Here is a 21,221-nt window from a genome sequence, read left to right as displayed (position 1 = left end):
TTAATTCTACCTGTTCCGACGTATCTTTGCGGCAAATTTACAGACAGGTATGACGATCAAGAGTCTCAAATGCTTATTGGTAGCGGCTTTCAGCGCAGGCTTGGTGCTTCTGGCTCCCTCTGTGAAAGCTCAGCATGAGCCCGAACATGTGAAGATTGAAGAATCAGAAGAGAAGATCAACCCCAAAGAGATCATTTTCGAGCACATCAAAGATGCGCACGAATGGCATATTGTGGGTTCCTTGTCTGTTCCTTTGCCTGTAATTCTTTACACAGACAAAGGTTTTGAAGTATTCTCCGGAGGTAATTTCCACCATGGTCATGAGAAGTTCCAAGGCAACTATTTGTATGGAATTGAAGAGGGAAAGATCAAAGTATTTGGTGCCGATGGTAAAATTGACGAAGAAGCGAGTGCGAAGATTTGGGATTTCTCAATCACAAAGAACGTAGCTTCCTTGTTGTTGTCAGTAACAGTACTCCTTCTTATTTTCTTGTCTTTAGGATCTTATTATAAAAAGAAAGGTGTGAATGGTCCTCGTGGATTGGCGGGTTTTGTTGAGCCGGTAATCATGACGATCAAGGACGATGTAGCGAAGCCTATTTTAGGTGACCGCGCTCCTAAGTACTTGCCTTTCTTATTAACCGTGTTCTTCTTCATTCTTATCAATAACTTGATGGGATTGATTCCATTCTTCCCCGGTGGTGCAAACGTGAGTGGTAATATCGCCTTCACATGTACCTTGGCAGTGTTTACCTTCTTATTGGTAAACTTGAATGGAAATGGAAACTACTGGAAGCACATCTTCTGGATGCCGGGTGTACCTGTACCGATGAAGATCTTCTTGGCACCTATTGAATTCATTGGTGTATTTACAAAGCCCATTTCATTGATGGTGCGTTTGTTCGCTAACATTACTGCAGGTCACGTATTGATTTTGGGTATCGTGTGTTTGATTTTCGTGTTGAAGTCTATTGCAGTAGCTACCGTAGTGGTTCCATTTACGTTAGCCTTAAGCATGATCGAATTACTGGTAGCATTTATCCAGGCATTCATATTTACGTTGTTGTCTACGGTGTACATCAGTATGGCTACTGAAGAGCACCATGGCGACCACCATTAATTTTTTTATTAAATAAAACCATAAACAATGACAGGAACTTTAGCTGCTGTTGGTGCTGGTTTAGCTGCAATTGGTGCGGCTATCGGTATCGGACGCATTGGTGGCTCTGCTTTAGAAAGCATGGCTCGCCAGCCTGAAATGGCTTCTCAAATTCAGACAAACATGTTGATCGCTGCTGCCTTCGTAGAAGCGGTTGCCTTGTTCGCTTGCGTTATCGCATTCTTGGGTCTGTAATTTGTACTGTACTAAAAGCCCCCAAGCACAAGGCGACAGGGGCTTTTACTTCGATTTTAAAACTTATTTAAAGAACGATTCAGTATGTTCTTCTTAGAAATAAACCCGCTGATTAAACCAGAGATTGGTTTGATCGTTTGGACTACACTCTCTTTCTTGTTGTTGTTGTTTGTTCTGGCAAAATTTGCTTGGAAGCCTATCTTGGGTGCAATCAAGAAAAGAGAAGAAACCATCAACGACTCATTGGCTACTGCTGAAAGAGTAAAAGCTGAAATGGCTCAGTTGAAAAGTGAGAACGAAGCCCTAATGGCCAAAGCACGTGAAGAACGCGCTCAAATGCTGAAAGAAGCTCGTGATACAAAAGATCGCATTATCAACGAAGCAAAAGAGCAAGCGAAAGCAGAAGCCAACAAAATTGTTGCCGAAGCTCAGCAAGCGATCCACGCTCAGAAGATGGCCGCTTTAACCGACGTGAAAAATCAGGTTGGTAAATTGGTGATCGAAGTATCTGAAAAAGTATTGCGTCGCGAACTTTCTAACAAAGGTGAGCAAGAAGGTTATATCAAGCAATTGACCGACGAAGTAAAGTTGAACTAATCATTCGAAGGGAAACCTTCTGAACAATAAATTAAAAACAGAATATGCCTAACCCCCGTTTAGCCGGAAGATACGCCAAGAGTATTCTTGGATTATCGTTGGAAACCAACCAGCTGGAGCAGGTGTATAACGATATGCTGTTCTTACAACAAGTTTGTAAGGCCAGCCGTGAGTTTGTTGCAGTGTTGAGAAGCCCTGTAATCAAAGCCGATAAAAAATTGGGCGTACTCCAATCGGTTACACAAGGTAAAGTTCAAGACATCACTTCTGGTTTCATTAAACTGTTGGTGTCTAAAGGACGTGAAAGCAATCTGCCTGAAATCATCACCGCTTTTGTAGAACAATACAAAGCGCACAAAGGAATTTATACCATCAAGTTAACCACGGCAGCTCCGGTTTCAGAAGAAATCAAGCAAGCCATTATCGCTAAAGTTCAAGAACAAACTTCCATGAAATTGATTGAAATGGAAACTGCTGTGAACGAAGCATTGATCGGTGGATTTGTGTTGGAATTGGGTGATACTTTGGTAGATGGTTCGATCGCTTACGATTTAAATAAGGTGAAAGCGCAGTTTATGAATAATGACTTTATTTATAAAATTCGCTAGTAACTTATTAGTATAACAATTACGAAAAAACGATAAACATTTCTATATGGTAGAAATTAAACCGGATGAGATATCGGCGATATTACGCCAACAGCTCAGCAACTTTAACGTAGCTGCCGACCTCGAAGAAGTAGGTACGGTGTTACAAGTGGGTGATGGTATTGCCCGCGTATACGGATTGAACAATGTTCGTAGTGGTGAACTCGTTGAATTTGAAAACGGTGTTCGCGCTATCGCATTGAACCTTGAAGAAGACAACGTGGGTGTGGTATTGATGGGTGAAAGCGGCGACATTAAAGAAGGCGGTAAAGTACGTCGTACCGGTAAAATTGCCTCTATCAACGTAGGTGAAGGAATGCTCGGTCGTGTTGTAAACACATTGGGCGAAGCCATCGACGGTAAAGGTCCAATTGAAGGTGCTCGTTACGAAATGCCTTTAGAGCGTAAAGCTCCCGGGGTTATCTTCCGTGAGCCGGTTAAAGAACCACTCCAAACCGGTATCAAGGCCATCGACGCGATGATCCCCATCGGTCGTGGACAACGTGAGTTGATCATCGGTGACCGTCAAACCGGTAAAACCGCGATCGCGATCGACACTATCATCAACCAAAAAGAATTTTACCAAGCAGGTAAACCAGTATATTGTATCTACGTAGCTATTGGTCAAAAAGCGTCTACCATTGCAGGTGTAATGAAGACTTTGGAAGACAATGGTGCGATGGCTTACACTACCATCGTTGCAGCTTCTGCTTCTGACCCGGCTCCTCTTCAATTCTACGCTCCATTCGCGGGTGCAGCAATTGGTGAGTTCTTCCGTGATACCGGACGTCCTGCTTTGATCATCTATGATGACCTTTCTAAACAAGCCGTGGCTTACCGCGAGGTGTCATTGTTGCTCCGTCGTCCTCCTGGTCGTGAAGCATATCCTGGTGACGTATTCTACCTCCACAGTCGTTTGCTCGAGCGCGCTGCGAAAGTAATCAACGACGATTCAGTTGCGAAAGACATGAACGATTTACCTGAAAGCATCAAGCATTTGGTAAAAGGCGGTGGCTCTTTAACAGCCTTACCAATTATTGAAACGCAAGCGGGTGACGTATCTGCATACATTCCAACCAACGTAATCTCAATTACCGACGGTCAGATCTTCTTGGAAGGTAACCTCTTCAACAGTGGTATCCGTCCGGCGATCAACGTAGGTATCTCTGTAAGCCGTGTGGGTGGTAACGCTCAGATCAAATCAATGAAGAAAGTAGCAGGTACCTTGAAGTTAGACCAAGCCCTCTATCGTGAGATGGAAGCTTTCTCTAAATTCGGTGGTGACCTCGATGCTGCTACGAAACTGGTATTGGACAAAGGTTCACGTAACGTGGAAATCTTGAAACAAGCTCAGTTCGCACCTTTCAGCGTTGAGAAGCAAGTAGCGATCATTTACCTCGGTACGCAAGGTTTGTTGCGCGAAGTAGCTGTTAAGAAAGTGAAAGATTTCGAAGATCACTTCTTGATGGAAATGGAGCAAAAACTACCGGAAGTATTGGCTGAATTCAAGAAAGGAAACCTTCCTGAAGATGGCGTGAAGAAAATGGTAGAATTGGCTAACGGAATCATTCCTCAGTACAAATAAGATCTAAGCGATCTTTACAATACGATCCCGAAGGAGCAATCCTTCGGGATTTTTTTTGCCCTTTTTCGAAGAATATCGATTATTCGCATAATTAGTTTCCCTTATAAGGTAATACTTGAAAGGATTTAACTTGTAAAGAAACCGGCTCTTTTTCCCCCAGCCTGAGCTGGGTCACTTCCAAATGCCATATATGGGTATTATTTTTAAAGTGTTGATCCGAATGTAACCCCTAAATCCATTTCTCTATGAAACAGATCTACACGATTTACAATAGCAGAAACTTGAAAATAGCTGCTCGGAAAAATGGACTTAGTTGGAAATCTAGATTTCTAAACGTCCTAATTCCGCCTCTATGAAAAGATTTTTACTCTTTCTATTCCTATTAACCATCAGCAGCCGTCAATATCTTTCGGCGCAATGTAACGTGAACGATCGCTACGATAAGATGGTGAGTGGTTACCACTCCACATTAGCAATCACTACCACCGATACGCTCAAAGTTTGGGGAGCGTCAATGGGTGCCAATGGTACCTCAGATGTATTGTCGCCCACGCCTGTAATTTCCTCTTCTTATTCCTATACCGGAACGATACTAAAGTATGCAATTGGAGGCAATAAGAGTGGTACAGACGTTGACCAAGCAATTATCCTTACCACCACCGGCTTATGGGCTTGGGGTGTGGAGGATATGGTATTGGAAACATCACTCACCTCTTCTAATGCGTTCCAACAAATAACCGCTATTTCAGGTGCCAATTCTTATGGGTTGCCTACGGGTGTGAATCCAACCGATGTAGCTCAATTATTTGCAACTTATCAAACGCTGGTTATTCGTACAAATGCAGGAGCAGTATGGGTGCTTACACAAGTTACGCTTGCTTTGGAGGCAAATGGTGGAACGGCAGGCTCTGCAGGGAGCAATACCTGGAAACAAGTTAAGATCAATAGTACTACTAACTTAACGAATGTTACAGCAGTGAGGGGTCAAGTGAGTAGTTCAACATACAATGCCCTTTATGCACTTACCTCCGATGGAAATATTTATACTTGGGGAAACAACGTATATCTGGGAGATGGCAATGCTTCATCTGCAAAGAACTATGCAACATTAATGACCAAGCCCGCTGCTTTGGTGAACGAAGTTCCGGCAATGATTGGAGTAACCGGAGGCATTGCAGGAACCAGTACTACAAAAAATACCTATTATCTACTTCGAAATAACGGTGATCTATATTCGCTAGGAGACAATACTCAGAAACAGTGCGGTGATTTCACAACAACAGAGAGGCGTTCATGGGTGCAAGTAAAAAAAGATGCATCAACAAATATGACCAACGTGTCCACTTTCTCCGTACAAGAACACAACTCCTCTTATCCGGGAGTTGCAGCTATTTTGACCAATGGCGACTTGTATACTTGGGGAAATAACAGTGTTGGTATGTTTGGAAGAACTGCTGATGGGACCTCTACCGGCTCCACTGCCGGAAACTATGACCCTGGAATGCCTGTATTGTTCAATGCCTCAACTGAGAATGCCATCTTCGCAGAAGTAGGAGGCCACACATTGGTTTACATCAGAGAAGGAACATCTCAGTTCTGTTATGTGGGTCACCAAACCGATGGAAGTATGGGAGATGGTAGCAGCACAGCGCAAAGTCCCTCTTCTACAACCTTGGTACACAACTGTAGTTCTACACCAGTTATTAATATTTGTGGTTATGTTCCTGTATCAGCCAGTGTTGTGAATTCATCTATTGGAACGAGTCACTATGTAATCATTGCAAATGGTGTAAGCACGGCGAATATAACAGTTCAATTGAAAGATGTAAACGGGGTAAACCTTACCGCTAGCGGAGGTGTGGTGGTTATTACAACTTCCTACGGATCTATAGGTACTGTAACAGATAACAACAATGGTACTTACTCGGCTGTATTAACGAGTGCGACAGCCTATGGTTCAGCTCTTATAACCTATACATTAAATGGCTCTTCGGGTTCCAATTCAGTAACAGTATTGTTTACATCTGCCCTGCCAGCTACATGGGGCGACTTGAAGGCATACAGAAAAGATCAAGAAGTGATAATTGAATGGATAATTGAACAAGAATCAGAAATTGCAAGTTATGAGGTAGAGCGCACCACCAATGGAAATACTTGGAATGCGGTGGCGGAGCCACTTGTAGCGTTGAACCGATCAACCCCCACAACCTATAAAATTATAGATAAAAATTACACACCCAATACTACTTGGTATCGTGTGAAGCAAAAAGCTAGTTCAGGTGTATCGGTATATTCAACAATTAAGAAGGTAGGAGAGGTGAGTAGCAATGCTAAGATTTCATTGTTTCCTGTACCGGCTTCCGATAAGTTCTATGTGAATGGTATTGCAATAACAGAAGTAAAATCGATCGTGCTTTATAACGAAAGCGGCAACCGTATCAGTCACTGGAATGAACCGCAAAAGTTCTACGACATCAGTAAACTACAGAAAGGATTGTATTTCGTGAAACTGGAAACCAAAGCAGGAGTAATTGAATACCTCCGACTGAGTAAAAATTAATACCCCCGGTTTTTATTTGCCCTTGGTGATACGAAGCTTCGGAACATCTAGATGTTTTCGAAGCTTTTTTTTGCATTTTATTGAAAGCTGGTTTTCAATGTTTTGAACACTTGTTTCAAGATAATTTTCAAACTTTTTTTGCTAAGGGCTTGCATTTATAAAAAATGCGTGCAATCTTTACATCGTCAAGCAGCAATAACACAGCTCACGACAACCACTCCAATCCTTCGTAATTCCAGTTACATCCATCTTCCTCTAACCAGTTTGATTAATCTGTCCCTTAAAAAAATGAAGATGTACCTGTGCCTCAATTTGAAAAAGGCTTACGAAGTTATCACAAGCAATTCGCTTTTCGTAATGCAAGATGCAGTTGTTGGTTCTAACACGCATCAGGTCACTCTCCCCCATTTTTTAAGGTTGTAAATAGAAGTGCTGAACGGCCAAAACCATTCAATACTCGGAAATTATTGTATTCCGTTATATAACGGATATGTATATACTAAAGAATTTATTTTAAAGGGTACGATCAACAACTCCGGCCCGTTTCTACGGGCTGGACATTTTTTAAAGTTTGTACCGGCGTTCCAATCCTATCTAACAACACTCCATCCAATACTCTTGATCCAAAGAGTTCTTAACAAGCAATTGTTATCAATATAATTATCAGGTGCAAACCTGAGCAACGGTTTATTTTAAAGGGTACGATCAACAACTCCGGCCCGTTTCTACGGGCTGGACATTTTTTAAAGTTTGTACCGGCGTTCCAATCCTATCTAACAACACTCCATCCAATACTCTTGATCCAAAGAGTTCTTAACAAGCAATTGTTATCAATATAATTATCAGGTGCAAACCTGAGCAACGGTTTATTTTAAAGGGTACGATCAACAACTCCGGCCCGTTTCTACGGGCTGGACATTTTTTAAAGTTTGTACCGGCGTTCCAATCCTATCTAACAACACTCCATCCAATACTCTTGATCCAAAGAGTTCTTAACAAGCAATTGTTATCAATATAATTATCAGGTGTAAACCTGAGCAACGGTTTATTTTAAAGGGTACGATCAACAACTCCGGCCCGTTTCTACGGGCTGGACATTTTTTAAAGTTTGTACCAGCGTTCCAATCCTATCTAACAACACTCCATCCAATACTCTTGATCCAAAGAGTTCTTAACAAGCAATTGTTATCAATATAATTATCAGGTGTAAACCTGAGCAACGATTTATTTTAAAGGGTACGATCAACAACTCCGGCCCGTTTCTACGGGCTGGACATTTTTTAAAATTCGTCCCACCATTCCAATCCTGCTGAACCTCCTCAAAATCCACCCAGATCAGTGTTCATTACTTTTTAATAAAACGAAAATTTTAACTATTAAACCTTTTAAAAATGAAAACGATGATTTACCCAAAATTGATCTTGAACTGGATCGTTAGCTTATTCAAAGCCACTTTCCTGTTGGGTTTGACCTGCTTTATCTCTAAAACTGCGAGTGCTCAAGAACTCGTATTCAGAAACCCTGCACTTATTTCAGGAACAGGTGGCGCAAACAATGCAGTGTACCGATTTTCAAGTGTTACAAGTGGTGTAGACGCGTTGGTGAAAATTAACGGTCGCTCAAATAACTTGGTTTCTTTAGTAGCAATCGATTTATCTTCTAGTGGTTTCGACAAAGCTTTTCAACCACAAGTCACTTATAATAACAACACAACGCCCAATGGCGTTTCCGATTGGTGGATGGAGTTTCAGATTTCATTTGTGAAAACAAATACTTCTACTCCTGTAACAGTGAATGCTTTCAAAGCTACTGCGGTGGATATAGATGGCAATGGTGATAAAATTAATGAGTGGGTTGGATTCTATGGTTTTGATACCTATGCAACAGAAGCCAATACTACCCTCATTGGAACTAACATTCTTGAAACCGTAGCAAACTTGTTGTCTGTAACCGGTAGAAGATTTGATGGCCCTGTTACGAACTATACCAATATTGATACCGGTGCTACACGTGTAATGGTTACCACTGCGTATTCAAACACAAATAGTTTCAGAGTTAGAACAGGTGGTCATAGCACAGGAGCCAGTGGAGCAGCAGATCGAATGAATTCGATTTATTTCAAAAACTTCAATTTCGTTACACCAACTGAAGTTCGTTTGCCGGTAACATTGAAGTCTTTTACAGCTAGCTTGGACGCATTAAAACCTGCTTTGAATTGGGTAAGCTCAATGGAAGAAAACTTGAACTATTATAGCCTGGAAAGAAGTACCAATGGAGTAGACTTCAACCAAGTGTCTATCACATTTGCAAAAGGAAACAGTGTAGGTGATGTTGCTTACAAGTATACCGATAACGCCGTTCCTTCAGATAGCAAAGGCGTACTGTACTATCGATTGAAAATGGTTGACATCGACGGAAAGTTCAAATACTCTGAAACCAAATTGGTGCGCATGGGTTCAGATAGCAAGCAAGTAACGGTTCAATTATTCCCTAACCCTGTAGTAAACGACTTGAGAATTGGTTTGCCCGCAGAAATGCAACAAAAAGCCGGCTCAATTGAGATTCTTACTCTCAGCGGTCAAGTAGTAAAACAAATTTTGATAAGCTCGGCTAGCCAAACCGAACAGGTATCTGTCTCCAACCTACCCTCAGGAGCCTACCTCGTTCGAGTGAACTTGAAAGGTGCAGTTGCTAGTCAACGCTTCATAAAACAATAAAGAGCGTTTTTTTAAAGGGTACGATCAACAAAGGCCTTCCGTTTCTACGGAGGGCCTATTTTTATTTAGAGTCTTCTAATGCACTGGAAAACAGTTATTTAGTTTTTTAGTTTCGAAGTAATTAAGTTGGCACTAGGAGCATTTCCCCCCTTACTATTACACATTTTCAGTAGAATACTTGGCTTTCAGCCATTAAACTAAAAAACGATTAAACCTAATAACCGAATAACTTCTTCCTACCTACAAACCATGATTTTTATTTTTCAATTTGGTTTATAATATAAACTAGTTTAGTTTTGAGATAAATTTACAAGCATGAATCACTTAATTGCTTTGTTGGCGCTCTTACTGGCTACTCAAATAGCCAAAGCTCAGACGCTTATTCAAGGTAAAGTTCAAGATAGCAAAAACAGGCCCTTAACCGGGGCTAGTATCGCCGTGAAAGACAGTTACGATGGAGCTACAACTGACTCCACCGGTTCTTTTCGTTTCAAAACCACTGAAAAGGGAAATGCTGTTCTATTGATCAGCTCCATTGGATACAAACTCCAAGAAAAAGCAGTGGTTTTGAACGGAACTGTACTTGAATTAAGCATCGTATTAAAAGAGGAGCCCAATGAATTGACCGCAGTTGTCATTTCAGCAGGAAGCTTCGAGGCTAGCGACCGAAAGCGTGCCGCTGCTATCTTAAACCCTATTGATATTGTAACGACCGCTAGTGCTAATGGCGACATTACCGGCGCCCTCAAAACCCTTCCCGGTGCGCAGCAAGTAGGAGAACGCGAAGGACTGTTTGTAAGAGGTGGTACCGCTACCGAAACAAAAACCTTTATAGACGGAACCCTGGTAAATAATTTCTTCTTCACCGGAGCACCCAATATTGCCGCTTTCAGCCGCTTTTCTCCCTTTATTTTTAAAGGAACCGTTTTTAGTACCGGTGGTTATTCGGCACTCTATGGTCAAGCACTTTCATCGGCAGTAATTTTAGAGTCAATTGATTTGCCTGAACAATCAGTTGCAAATATCAATGTGTCTGTTCTAGGTATCGGTGCAGGCTTTCAAGAGTTGTCGAAGAAAAAGAACAGCTCATGGGGGTTGAATTATGGATACAACAATTTGACACCCGCTTTTGCTATTTTCAAACAACGTCAAAATTATAGTCAAGCTCCTGAGTTCCATAACAGTGACGCAAATTTCCGAATCAAAACTTCGAAAACCGGGTTCTTAAAATACTATGGGTATTACAATACCAACAGACTAGACTTCACTACGCCCTCAGTTGATACAACGGGTTATTACGATCGTTTCGCCTTGAAAAATCAAAACACGTATCACAATTTAACATGGAGAGACAATTTGTCGAAAAAATGGAAAATTCAAACCGGTGTATCGTATTCTATTAATAAAGATGATATTCATTCTGAATTGAAAGATGCGAGTGGTTCAAAAGTAACTGTAACCGGAATGGAATTCAAAGAATTTACTGTAAAGAATCGTTCTCAATATTTTAATGCAAAGTTAGTATTGGAGCGTAGGCTGAAAGGCTTGTCTGCACTGCGTTTTGGAACAGAGTACAATAATAGTAACGACGAAACGGATTATACAGCTTACAATGGATCAATCTTCAAATCAATGGTAAAAGAGCATTTGAATTCGCTCTTCGCTGAATCGGATATGTACATCACCAACGATATTGCTGCGAAGATTGGCATACGTACCGAACATTCTCAGTTGTTAAATAAGTGGAACATCGCCCCACGTGCTTCTTTGGCTTATAAATTTAGTAGAGAGGCCCAAGCTTCATTGGCGTATGGAATTTTTTATCAAAATCCGGAAAAGTCTTTATTGCCAAGCAATGCGTCGCTCTTGTTTTCGAAAGCAACTCACTACATCGCCCAATACATGAAAACCACTTCAAAGCGAAGTTTTCGTTTGGAGGCATTTTATAAAAAATACGACGATTTATACAAAACTGCTTTTGTTACAGGAACAAGTAAAGCGATTAACAACAATGGCTTTGGAGATGCAAAGGGAATTGAGTTGTTCTGGCGTGATAAACAAACCGTTAAAACCCTTGACTATTGGATCTCTTATTCTTACCTCGACACCAAACGTGATTATCTCAATTTTCCTTCAGCTATTCAACCCAATTTCGCTGCAAAGCATACGGCTAGTTTAGTGATAAAGAAATTCATGAGTGCACTCAAAACAAACCTCAATATTGCTTACAATTTTAATAGTGGACGTCCTTATTATAATATTTTACCCGACAACAATGGCAATTACAAGGTAACAGATCAAGGTACTACTCCTGCTTATAACAATGTAAGCTTAGGACTAAACTATCTTCCTTTTATAGGTAAGAAAAACCGTAAAGTGTATGATGTATACGTTTTACAAGTGAACAATATCTTCAACTTCAAACAGGTTTATGGATACCAATATTCCTACAATGGAATTCGCAAACAAGCCATAATGCCTCCATCACGCATGTTTGTATTTGTTGGAGCATTTATCAGTATTGGTGTTGACCGATCAGACGAAGTAATCAATAATGGACTTTAATTCTATAAAAAATAAAAACAAATAATCATGAAACAGTTTCTTCTCTTTTTAAGCCTTACCGTTTTGATATCTACCGCTTCTGCTCAATCGGAGCGTTATGAAAAAGCCATGTTAGCCAATATTGGTGCCTTGGATACCACGCGCTCTGCCGGTGGTTATCAAGACCTCGCCAATACTTTTCAACGCATAGCTGATGCGGAAAAAACACAGTGGTTGCCATATTACTATGCTGCTTATTGTCATGTAATGATCGGTTATACCGCAATGGGTCAAGATCCTGCAAAGATGGATGTGGAAGCAGATTTGGCAGATGCCATGTTGAACAAAGCCATGGCACTTACACAAGCTAATTCGGAGTTGTTTTGTGTGAAGAAGATGATAGCCACTTTAAGAATGTCGGCAGATCCAATGACCCGCTATCAAACCCAGGGTCCTATTGCGGCGGAAGCGTTGGCCAAAGCAAGAGCCTTAGATGCCAACAATCCGAGAGTAGACATTCTCGAAGCACAAGATAAATTTTATACTCCGGAACAGTTTGGCGGAAGTAAAGTAGAGGCAAAAGAATTGTTTTTGAGTGCTCAAAAGAAATTTGAGTCGTTCAAGCCTGCTTCTTCACTGCATCCTAACTGGGGAAAAGGGCAAGTAATGTATTTCTTATCACAGTTGAAATAATGTGCATATGTCCCGGTCAAAACGGCCGGGACCTCTTTATATTTGTCGACTTATAATCATTAATATGGAACAAGAACCGCTCAGTGGAACCGAAAGCCTGCAGATCATTCAAGAAATGATCCAGAAGGCGCGTAACCAATTTAGTGAGAATGGGCATTTGTACCTGTTCTGGGGCTGGGTTATCTTGATTTGCTCGATTGGGCAGTTTGTGTTACAACACATTCTTCACACGCCTCACTACTATTATATTTGGGGACTAACTTGGGTTGCAGCTATCTATCAGTTCTATTATTTGTTCAAACGCAGGAAACATGAAAAAGTAAAGACCTATGCCGATAGTATTGTAGGGTATGTTTGGTTGGGCTTTATTGTAACCATGTTTTTGTCGTTCTTGGCAATTGGTAGCACAAACGATGTAGGTCATTTTTATAGAATGTACGCACCTATTTTATTGGCTTTGTATGGGATTCCTACATTTCTAAGTGGAATTATATTGAAAGTAAAACCACTTGCCATTGGAGGCGTATGCTGTTGGTTGCTAAGTGTTATTTCAAATTGGGTTTCTCCAGACTACCACATGATACTTCTTGGATTAGCGGTAATCATTGCCTGGATTGTTCCCGGTTATTTTCTTAAAAAAAGATATAAAGAACAACATTGATTATGGAAGAAAAGCCATTATCTGAAAAGGAAAGTATGGAGCTCATCGCTAAGATGATCTCCACTGCAAAGAACAATTTTGTAGAATCCGGTTTGGGCCCAATAATCTGGGGCTCCATCATTACATTTTGCTCCATAGCACAATACATCCAAATTACTACCAGTTTCAGATTTCCATTTGACATCTGGATCTTACCAATACTAGGACTGATACCGCAAATCTGGCTTTCCATTCGAGAAAAAAAGGCAAAAGCTACTAAGTCTTGGGTTGATCAATCAATTGATTACGTCTGGATCGCATTTGCGTTTGGCGTTTTCTTTATCAATTTCACTTTAGCAAGTTTATCGAACGAGTTGTATCCCATCTTGAAAGAATACCGCTCCTTGGGAGGCAAAGCTCCTGAGTTTGAGTTGTGGAGCTATGGCGCTGCCTTGCTTTTGTTTATGTACGGATTACCCACCTTGGTAACGGCTTTTGTAAGGAAATTTAAGTTGATGATGATTGGAGGAATCTTTTGCTGGGTAGCCGCTATTGTTGCGATTTTTACGCCTTTAGCAACCGACTTCCTTTTAATGGCTGCAGCAGCTATGTTGGCTTGGTTGATTCCCGGAATTAAGCTTCGGAAAATGTATTTAGAACAAAAGGCAGGCATTAAAAATGTTTAAGGATCTTGATCCCATATTACATTCTCAACTCCGCTTGGCAGTGGTTTCTCTATTAATTGGACTGAAAGAAGCAGAATTCACGTTTATCAAAGAGAAAACAGGTGCTACAGCAGGTAACTTAAGCGTTCAAATCAATAAGTTGAAAGATGCCGGTTACATTGATGTGGTGAAACAATTCAAAGACAACTATCCTCAAACCATCTGCAAAATCACTCCCGAAGGTATCAAAGCCTTTGAAATATACGTCGCCAACCTCCAATCTTATTTAGGTAAATAAGATTGAAACAAGGCTTCAATTCTACTAAGGTTCGACCCCTACAGGATCGTGTTGCTACTGATGTTCGATGCCTACAGCGTCGATTGCCCGATCATCATAACATCCATTTTTTATCAAACAGGCATCCATCTAACCTATCCACTAAAATCATAATCCTGTAAATCCTTTAATCTTGTGAATCCTGATCAATTGCTACTGATGTTCGACGCCTACAGCGTCGATTTCTCAATCCTTTCAACCATTCCTCACCAATAATAGGTTTATCTTATCGATCCATTAAAATCACAATCCCGTAAATCCTTTAATCCTGTAAATCCTGATCAAAAAAAAAGCCCCGGATCTCTCCGGGTACTTCTTTACCTCTGATAAACCTAACAAAAAAATTGTTATCCAAATAGTTGAAACAGTGAGTGGTACAAATGTTCTACCGTGGTTACATTTCAATACCATGAGGCATGCCCACCATTATTAATTCTTAATTAATAATTATTAATTATCAATTATCTCTTATTCTTTGATAAGTGCTACCGACATTCTCTCGGTGCTGTTTACAATTACTTCGAATGTGTAGTTTCCTTTGCCAAGGTTATTGGTTCCTTCCATTGCCAAAGTATTAGACCCACCGTTCGCTTTAATAGACTTGCGCATGATTTCACTTCCGGCATTGTCTACTACTTTCATTACAATGATAGCTGGTTCATTCAATTGAACAGTGGCGGTGATATCGTTTTTAGCTACATCTGGTGCCACACTGATCATTTGAGTAAATGTAGAGTTGTATACACGAACTACAAGAATCTTACTGGTCCAAGCTTCTCCGCCTGTGTTCACTGCTTTCAGTCGGTAGAACAAATCTTTTCTTTTTGCAGTATAAGAACCGACATGGTCGGAAAAGCGGTAAGACTTTAACTGTGAAGATCTACCGGCAGCTTTCAAACTACCAACAGTGCTCCATTTCTTTCCATCGGTGCTGCGTTCTATTTCGTAGCGATCACCAGAAACTTCTGCAATACTGTTCCAATCCAATACCACATCACCTGCTGATTCATAATTGCCTTTCAAGTTTGCCAAAGCGAAACCATTCGATGTTCCGGCTGGAAACTGAAGTGTAACCGTTGCTTGATTTGAGCAAAGTGCGCCTGCACCATTATCGCAAGCTTGGTAGGTGAATTTTGTACTATTGCCTTTGAAATCAGGTTTAGGAACAAAGCTGAATTGGTTATCGGCTGTAATTTTAACTTCGCCATCAGGAGAATTGCCTATAATGTAGTAACTCAACTTTTGGTCTTGAGCATTTTTATCAGTGGCCATCAAGGAACCGGTTGCGGTTCTATCGGGCATACCTGTGATCGTTTCGTTTGACGCTACCGGTGCTTCGTTGCAACCATTGTTGTAAAAATAGGGAGCTGAGAATTGCAGTTGGTCGATGGCAACTTTAGTAGCACCACCTACACCACTATACTTCACACAAAGTTTGTATGCACCGTTCTTTAAATTGCTAAAGCTGTGTTCGTAGGTGTAAGTTGAATTAGGTGTTACTTTGGTAAAGCTGATCTCGTCCAATACTTGTTCGGTTTGGTGTTCAGCATTTACCAGTAGAAGTGAAAGCTTTCTGCTGGCATTTGCCGCCAAAGCTTCACTAAACTGATACAAGAAAGTTACGGTTAAGGATCCATTGATATTTAAAACGGGGGTAAAAATACCACTGTTTGGATGTCCATTTCCTAGTGCCGATGATACCATCGCACCATTTCCTTCCATTGTTGGAGTCCAGCCATTCCGATTTACATCGAAGTCGGCAATTACCCAGCAATTGGTTTGAAGATAAGAACGAACTTGATTGGTTGAAACACCCGGTTTGGTGTTAAAATTTTCAATCGTCTGAGCTTTCGCGTTAGCAAAAGCCAATAATGCCCATACAGCGATAATGCGTTTCATTTTTGTCAGGTTTCAGAATGAATAAAAGTTAAGCACTGCGGTGGGAGGTAATCCACCATTGGGGCATTTCGTAGGTTGGACGGTATATCTGGAAAAAACTAATGACTTGTACTGTGTGGTACATAGTTATTGGAACACAATAAATAAACTAGAAATTAGAGAAAGGAAATTGGAGAATCTGAAACGGAATTCTCTTAGGATGTTTGTAGTGCAACAAATATAGTAGCCGTTTTTAGTATTTGCAAGTGCATCCACTTAATTTTATGCCTACCTTGAGCTAACTAACTCATAGGCAGTTTTTTAGATTTCAAACCTTTTGTAATATATTTTGTCTTTGCAGATGCATATGGAGAATCCGGTCATAAAAGTTACGAATCTTACCAAGGAATACAAGGAATTGAGGGCGGTAGACGGCCTTTCTTTCGAAGTATATCCCGGTGAAATTCACGGTTTTCTGGGCCAAAACGGCGCCGGAAAATCTACTACCATTCGAATGCTTTTGTCACTCATCAAACCCAGTTCAGGCAGTATCGAGATTTTTGGCAAATCATTGGAAACCAATCGCTCAGAAATTCTTTCCAAAATTGGCGCCGTTATTGAACGCCCCGACCTCTATAAATACCTAACCGCTTACGAAAACCTACGCCTTTTTGCCCGACTCAGCGGGTTGAAACCCGACCAAGATCAGCTTATGTACCAACTTACTCAGGTTGGTTTGGAGAAAAGAGCGCATAGCAAAGTCCGCACTTTTTCTCAGGGCATGAAACAACGCCTCGGTTTAGCGGTAGCCCTCATTCACAATCCTGATCTTATTATTCTCGACGAACCAACCAATGGTTTGGATCCTCAAGGGATTGCCGATATCAGAAACTTGATTCTGAAGCTTTGTAAGAAAGAAGGCAAAACCATTTTGGTTTCTTCTCACTTGCTAAGTGAAATTGAGTTGATCGCCGATCGGATGATCATCATTGACAAAGGAAAGAAAGTAGTGGAAGGCGCTGTGAAAGAATTGTTCGATCCTTCAAAGATGATTGTTAATGTGGAGCTGGAGAATCCTGCTGAAATGCTAACTGTATTGCAGTCTTCTATATGGGCAGAAAACATCACAGAAGTAACCGGTACAGGATTCGTACTTCAGATAGATAAAAATCAGATCCCCGGCTTCTCTTCTTTCATAATTAATGAAGGTGGCCGATTGATTTCTCTTCAACCAAAGTATTCACTAGAAGATTATTTCTTATCACTTACAAGCGCTAATCAACATGTTGACCGTTTTACGAATTGAGTTGTATAAAATATTCATGCGCCCTCGCACCTATATTTCATTCGGTGCCATTGCAGCTATTGTGATGTTGATTCAATTGGCATTGTATGTAGATGGAGAAACCTATGTGAGTTTCATGTTGCAAAGCATCAAGAACACGTTTAATGTAGAAGGAAAGGTGATGAATGGATATTTAATCTGTTACATTGTGCTTCAAACGCTTTTGATTCACGTTCCACTGCTAATAGCCATGGTAGGCGGTGATATGTTTGCGGGTGAAGCTGCCATGGGAACCCTGCGTTTGATTGCCACCAAACCCATAAGCAGAACTTCTTTGCTCTTAGGAAAGTATTTGGCTACTGTTACGTATACCATCGCTCTTCTTCTTTGGATGGCCTTTTTGGCTTTATTGCTTTCGCTCGTGTTTTTTGGAAAAGGAGATATGCTCATTTTTCAAAGTGAACAGATTGTACAAATAAAGTCGAATGATATTTTGTGGAGGTATTTTTTATCATTCGGATTTGCCTCACTGGCCATGATCACGGTAGCTACCATCTCTTTCTTTCTCTCATTGTTCGCGGAGAATTCATTGGGCCCAATCGCAACCACTATGAGCGTTGTTATTGTAGCAACTATTCTCTCTACAATGGACATACCGCTGTTTAATTTAATGAAGCCTTATCTTTTTACCTCTCAAATGTTAGGTTGGAAAGGATACTTTGATAACCCCATCGATTATGCCACCATCGGATATTCAGCAAAAGTATTGGTTGTTTATATTCTCGTTTTGTTGGGAGCTTCTTGGTGGGTGTTTAAGAAGAAGGACATTTTGTCTTAAGAAGCGAGGAGGGGGCAATTAATAATTAATAAGTAATAATTAATAATGGAACAGCCGGGTAGATCAAGAAAGAACAGGAAGAAGAACAGGGGGAATTAATTAAGAATGAATAATTAATAATTAATAATGGAACAACCGAAATACAAGAGGGAGGATGAGAACAGGTAATTTGAAGATGTGATGGTTTGAGAATTGGTTAATTGAATGAATTCTTTGAACCACCGCTTCGGTTCAAAAAAAATACCACAGACCAGAGTGTATCATCTTACAGCCTCTAATCTGTGGTAATCTGTATAATCTGCGTGATCTGTGGTTAATAACCTCTACTATAACGGACTTTCCTCTAAACACTCGGCAACTACGAATAGGAAAACTTTGCGTAACTCCTTTCCCTTCTTTGCCTTTGAGATTCCTTGTGCCGCGAAGCTGCACAACTCACGCCACTAATACGTTGTCTTCCCCGGAACCGCCACCGGATAGAATCCATCCTCATTAGGCAGTGTAGGAGGCGCAGCATTCCAATCGTACACTTTTGGTTGAATCGACAGCCCGCTATTGATCGCTTTGTCCCATTCAATTACCTGACCGGAATAAGTTGCCATTCTTCCCAAAATTGAAGTCATGGTACTCTTTGCACCGTTTTCTGCATCAGCAAATTTGTATTCACCTTTCACAATGGCATCGAATAATTCATCATGTTCGGTTTGGTATGGATTGTTTTCTAGTTTGGTGTCGTATTGATACAATACTTTGCCTTTATAGTCAACGATGTTTGCGGCTCCTGCAAAAATTTTACCCTTGGTTCCCACTAGCAATTCGTCTACTTTACTCATAGTGCCCGGAATGTGGCGGCACTGACTGTTCAAAATTGAGCCATCGGCATAATGAAATTCAACATAATGGTGATCGAAGATCTCTCCGTATTCTTTGCCTTTTCTCACCTGACGTCCACCAATACCTTGCGCTTTCACCGGATAGCCACCTTTGAACCAGTTGATCACATCAATATTGTGAATGTGTTGTTCCGTAATATGATCACCACAAAGCCAATTGAAATAGTACCAGTTGCGCATTTGGTATTCCATTTCAGTTTGTTGGTACTTGCGTTTGTTGACCCAAACACCATCGTTGTCCCACCATGCTTGAGCAGAAACGATGTCGCCGATCATATCCTTACGCTTGAACAATTCACGATAGCTGTTTTGATAATGGCGTTGAAGACCTACCACCACATTCAATTTTTTCTCTTTAGCGATGGCAGCCGCTGCCAATACTTTTTGAACACCGGCAGGGTCGGTAGCCACTGGCTTCTCCATGAATACATGTTTGCCTTGAGAGATCGCTTCTTCAAAATGAATAGGGCGGAAACCGGGAGGGGTGGTTAAAATAACTACATCGGCCAACGCAATGGCTTTTTTATAAGCATCAAATCCGGTGAATTTGTTTTCTTCCGGAACTTGAATCTTGGGTTTAAGGTCAACTTTGTTTCCTTTTGAATCGGAGGCATCTTCACTCATCAACGTTTTGTAGCAGCTATCGAGTCGATCGCGAAATGCATCGGCCATCGCTACCAGCGTAACTTCCGGACGAGCAACTAATGCCTGTAAGGTAGCACCGGTTCCTCTACCGCCGCAACCTACAACGGCAATCTTGATTGTACCGGCAGCTCCTGAATGATAGTTGGTAGCTCCGGCAATGAGTGGGGCAGAAAAAATGCCTCCGGCCAAAAACGATGTTTGTTTCACAAAATCGCGGCGTGAATGTTTATTCATATGCAATTGTTTGGGTGTGTTTTGAAATAGTTGGTTGTTTATTGTTCTTCTTCTTTAGTTCCTAAAAAGTCGTTGTAAAACTTTTCAATTTCTTCTTTTGTAAAATTTCCTGCAGGGCGCACTACTCTAAACCCAACACTCATGCCATCGGTGAGCCACCATTTGCTTTTTGGAATTTGTGGATCTCTTCTGTTCCAGCGCGCTTCCGATTTGGTTCTGGCAGCAGAACGCAATGCGTCAGCCGGATCCAAATAGCCACCACCTCTAACCACTCTTGGGTATTGGGTAGTAGGTATAGCTAGGGCATTTTCTTTCTTCGCATTGTCCGTCGCATAAAAACTTTCATTGTAACCATCGAGGGTCCATTCGGCCACATTTCCCAACATGTCGTACAAGCCCCATGCGTTGGGTTTTTTTTGCATTACCTTTTGATATTTGTTTTTGCTGTTCAAAGCAAACCAAGCATAATCTTTCAGTTGTGCCTCATCGTTACCAAAAAAATAAGTTGTGGTGGAGCCGGCTCTGCAGGCATATTCCCATTCAGCTTCAGTTGGCAATCGATAAAACTGACCTGTTTTCAAGTACAACCATCTGCAATACATCATTGCCGTGTGCTGACTCATGCTATTCACCGGAAAACCACCTTGTTTTCCCATTCCCCAACTTAAATCAATGTATTGTGGAGTAGGCCGAGTAACGGCATCTACCTGTGAGTTTCTACTCACTTGTTCATCATTAAAGAATAAGAGAAATTCATCGTAAGTAACTTCATGCTCTTCCATCCAAAAAGGGGCAATTGTTACTGTGTGCTGAGGTCCCTCATCTGCTCTTCTTCCTTTCTCAGTTTCTACACTACCCATGGTGAAACTACCGCCACTGATAGGAACCATCTTGAAACTTATCAACGATCCGGGAATTTGCAGCGTATAAGCTGCTCTGCTCGAGTCGGTTGATTGTGCTGCAATTTCTAATACCCAAAAACCAATAAAAAGAAGTGTAAAAATTACACGTACAATAAGCCAATTCTTCATAACGGAAAATTAAGGAATATTGGCACTGTTTTGTGACCGTTGGCCCTAAATTCAGAAAATTAAGGGAAACGTTTGCTT

The 21,221-nt window shown here is 41.0% G+C and carries 17 protein-coding genes; 14 read left to right on the top strand and 3 right to left on the bottom strand.

What is annotated here, in order from left to right; translation table 11 throughout:
- Positions 1 to 49: 49 nt before the first annotated feature.
- The 12 genes from atpB to ACQ2HE_RS17110 all read left to right on the top strand — a co-directional run bounded on the left by atpB (position 50) and on the right by ACQ2HE_RS17110 (position 14,300).
- Positions 50 to 1,120: a F0F1 ATP synthase subunit A gene (gene atpB / locus ACQ2HE_RS17165; protein WP_430901342.1), complete on the top strand. Its 1,071-nt coding sequence runs from the start codon at positions 50 to 52 to the stop codon at positions 1,118 to 1,120.
- A 27-nt stretch (positions 1,121 to 1,147) separates the two neighbouring features.
- Positions 1,148 to 1,354, top strand: a complete 207-nt coding sequence (gene atpE / locus ACQ2HE_RS17160) for an ATP synthase F0 subunit C (protein WP_430901340.1) — start codon at positions 1,148 to 1,150, stop codon at positions 1,352 to 1,354.
- Positions 1,355 to 1,438: 84 nt separating this feature from the next.
- The gene (gene atpF / locus ACQ2HE_RS17155; protein WP_430901338.1) at positions 1,439 to 1,951 is read left to right on the top strand and encodes a F0F1 ATP synthase subunit B; all 513 of its coding nucleotides are present in this window, start codon (positions 1,439 to 1,441) and stop codon (positions 1,949 to 1,951) included.
- A gap of 44 nt (positions 1,952 to 1,995) precedes the next feature.
- Positions 1,996 to 2,559, top strand: coding sequence for an ATP synthase F1 subunit delta (atpH, locus tag ACQ2HE_RS17150; protein ID WP_430901336.1), 564 nt, complete (start codon positions 1,996 to 1,998; stop codon positions 2,557 to 2,559).
- A 46-nt stretch (positions 2,560 to 2,605) separates the two neighbouring features.
- Entirely contained in the window at positions 2,606 to 4,183 is a 1,578-nt protein-coding gene (gene atpA / locus ACQ2HE_RS17145) for a F0F1 ATP synthase subunit alpha (protein WP_430901334.1), read from the top strand.
- A 352-nt stretch (positions 4,184 to 4,535) separates the two neighbouring features.
- Positions 4,536 to 6,743 carry an invasin domain 3-containing protein gene (locus ACQ2HE_RS17140; RefSeq protein WP_430901332.1) on the top strand — a complete coding sequence of 736 codons (2,208 nt, stop codon included), beginning with the start codon at positions 4,536 to 4,538 and terminating at the stop codon, positions 6,741 to 6,743.
- 1,391 nt (positions 6,744 to 8,134) lie between these two features.
- Positions 8,135 to 9,460 carry a T9SS type A sorting domain-containing protein gene (locus ACQ2HE_RS17135; RefSeq protein ID WP_430901330.1) on the top strand — a complete coding sequence of 442 codons (1,326 nt, stop codon included), beginning with the start codon at positions 8,135 to 8,137 and terminating at the stop codon, positions 9,458 to 9,460.
- Between the two features lie 315 nt (positions 9,461 to 9,775).
- On the top strand, positions 9,776 to 12,025 hold the full coding sequence (locus ACQ2HE_RS17130) for a TonB-dependent receptor (RefSeq protein WP_430901328.1): 2,250 nt from the start codon (positions 9,776 to 9,778) through the stop codon (positions 12,023 to 12,025).
- A 27-nt stretch (positions 12,026 to 12,052) separates the two neighbouring features.
- Positions 12,053 to 12,697: a hypothetical protein gene (locus tag ACQ2HE_RS17125; protein WP_430901326.1), complete on the top strand. Its 645-nt coding sequence runs from the start codon at positions 12,053 to 12,055 to the stop codon at positions 12,695 to 12,697.
- A gap of 64 nt (positions 12,698 to 12,761) precedes the next feature.
- Positions 12,762 to 13,358: a hypothetical protein gene (locus tag ACQ2HE_RS17120; RefSeq protein WP_430901324.1), complete on the top strand. Its 597-nt coding sequence runs from the start codon at positions 12,762 to 12,764 to the stop codon at positions 13,356 to 13,358.
- Positions 13,359 to 13,360: 2 nt separating this feature from the next.
- Positions 13,361 to 14,023 carry a hypothetical protein gene (locus ACQ2HE_RS17115; protein ID WP_430901322.1) on the top strand — a complete coding sequence of 221 codons (663 nt, stop codon included), beginning with the start codon at positions 13,361 to 13,363 and terminating at the stop codon, positions 14,021 to 14,023.
- Positions 14,016 to 14,300, top strand: a complete 285-nt coding sequence (locus ACQ2HE_RS17110) for a winged helix-turn-helix domain-containing protein (protein WP_430901321.1) — start codon at positions 14,016 to 14,018, stop codon at positions 14,298 to 14,300. The genes ACQ2HE_RS17115 and ACQ2HE_RS17110 overlap by 8 nt, the downstream gene beginning before the upstream one ends.
- A 507-nt stretch (positions 14,301 to 14,807) precedes the next feature.
- Here ACQ2HE_RS17110 and ACQ2HE_RS17105 read toward each other — a convergent pair.
- Positions 14,808 to 16,238 (bottom strand): Ig-like domain-containing protein, encoded by a 1,431-nt coding sequence (locus ACQ2HE_RS17105; RefSeq protein WP_430901319.1) that lies wholly within the window; start codon positions 16,236 to 16,238, stop codon positions 14,808 to 14,810.
- 328 nt (positions 16,239 to 16,566) lie between these two features.
- Between ACQ2HE_RS17105 and ACQ2HE_RS17100 the strand changes: the two genes are divergently transcribed.
- Together ACQ2HE_RS17100 and ACQ2HE_RS17095 are read left to right on the top strand one after the other, a co-directional pair.
- On the top strand, positions 16,567 to 17,523 hold the full coding sequence (locus ACQ2HE_RS17100; protein WP_430901317.1) for an ABC transporter ATP-binding protein: 957 nt from the start codon (positions 16,567 to 16,569) through the stop codon (positions 17,521 to 17,523).
- A complete protein-coding gene (locus tag ACQ2HE_RS17095) occupies positions 17,501 to 18,340 on the top strand; it encodes an ABC transporter permease (RefSeq protein WP_430901315.1) in 840 nt (279 codons plus the stop codon). The genes ACQ2HE_RS17100 and ACQ2HE_RS17095 overlap by 23 nt, the downstream gene beginning before the upstream one ends.
- Positions 18,341 to 18,783: 443 nt before the next feature.
- On the opposite strand, the gene ACQ2HE_RS17090 is transcribed toward ACQ2HE_RS17095, so the two are convergent.
- Positions 18,784 to 20,112, bottom strand: coding sequence for a Gfo/Idh/MocA family protein (locus ACQ2HE_RS17090; protein WP_430901313.1), 1,329 nt, complete (start codon positions 20,110 to 20,112; stop codon positions 18,784 to 18,786).
- A 38-nt stretch (positions 20,113 to 20,150) separates the two neighbouring features.
- Complete coding sequence (locus ACQ2HE_RS17085; RefSeq protein WP_430901311.1) at positions 20,151 to 21,143, bottom strand: formylglycine-generating enzyme family protein; 993 nt, start codon at positions 21,141 to 21,143, stop codon at positions 20,151 to 20,153.
- Positions 21,144 to 21,221 lie beyond the last annotated feature (78 nt).

The sequence above is a fragment of the Endoryza foliicola genome (assembly GCF_050589245.1).
GTDB lineage: Bacteria > Bacteroidota > Bacteroidia > Chitinophagales > Chitinophagaceae > Endoryza > Endoryza foliicola.
The sequence above is the reverse complement of the archived record's forward strand: the minus strand, read 5'-3'. Positions and strand labels throughout refer to the sequence as shown.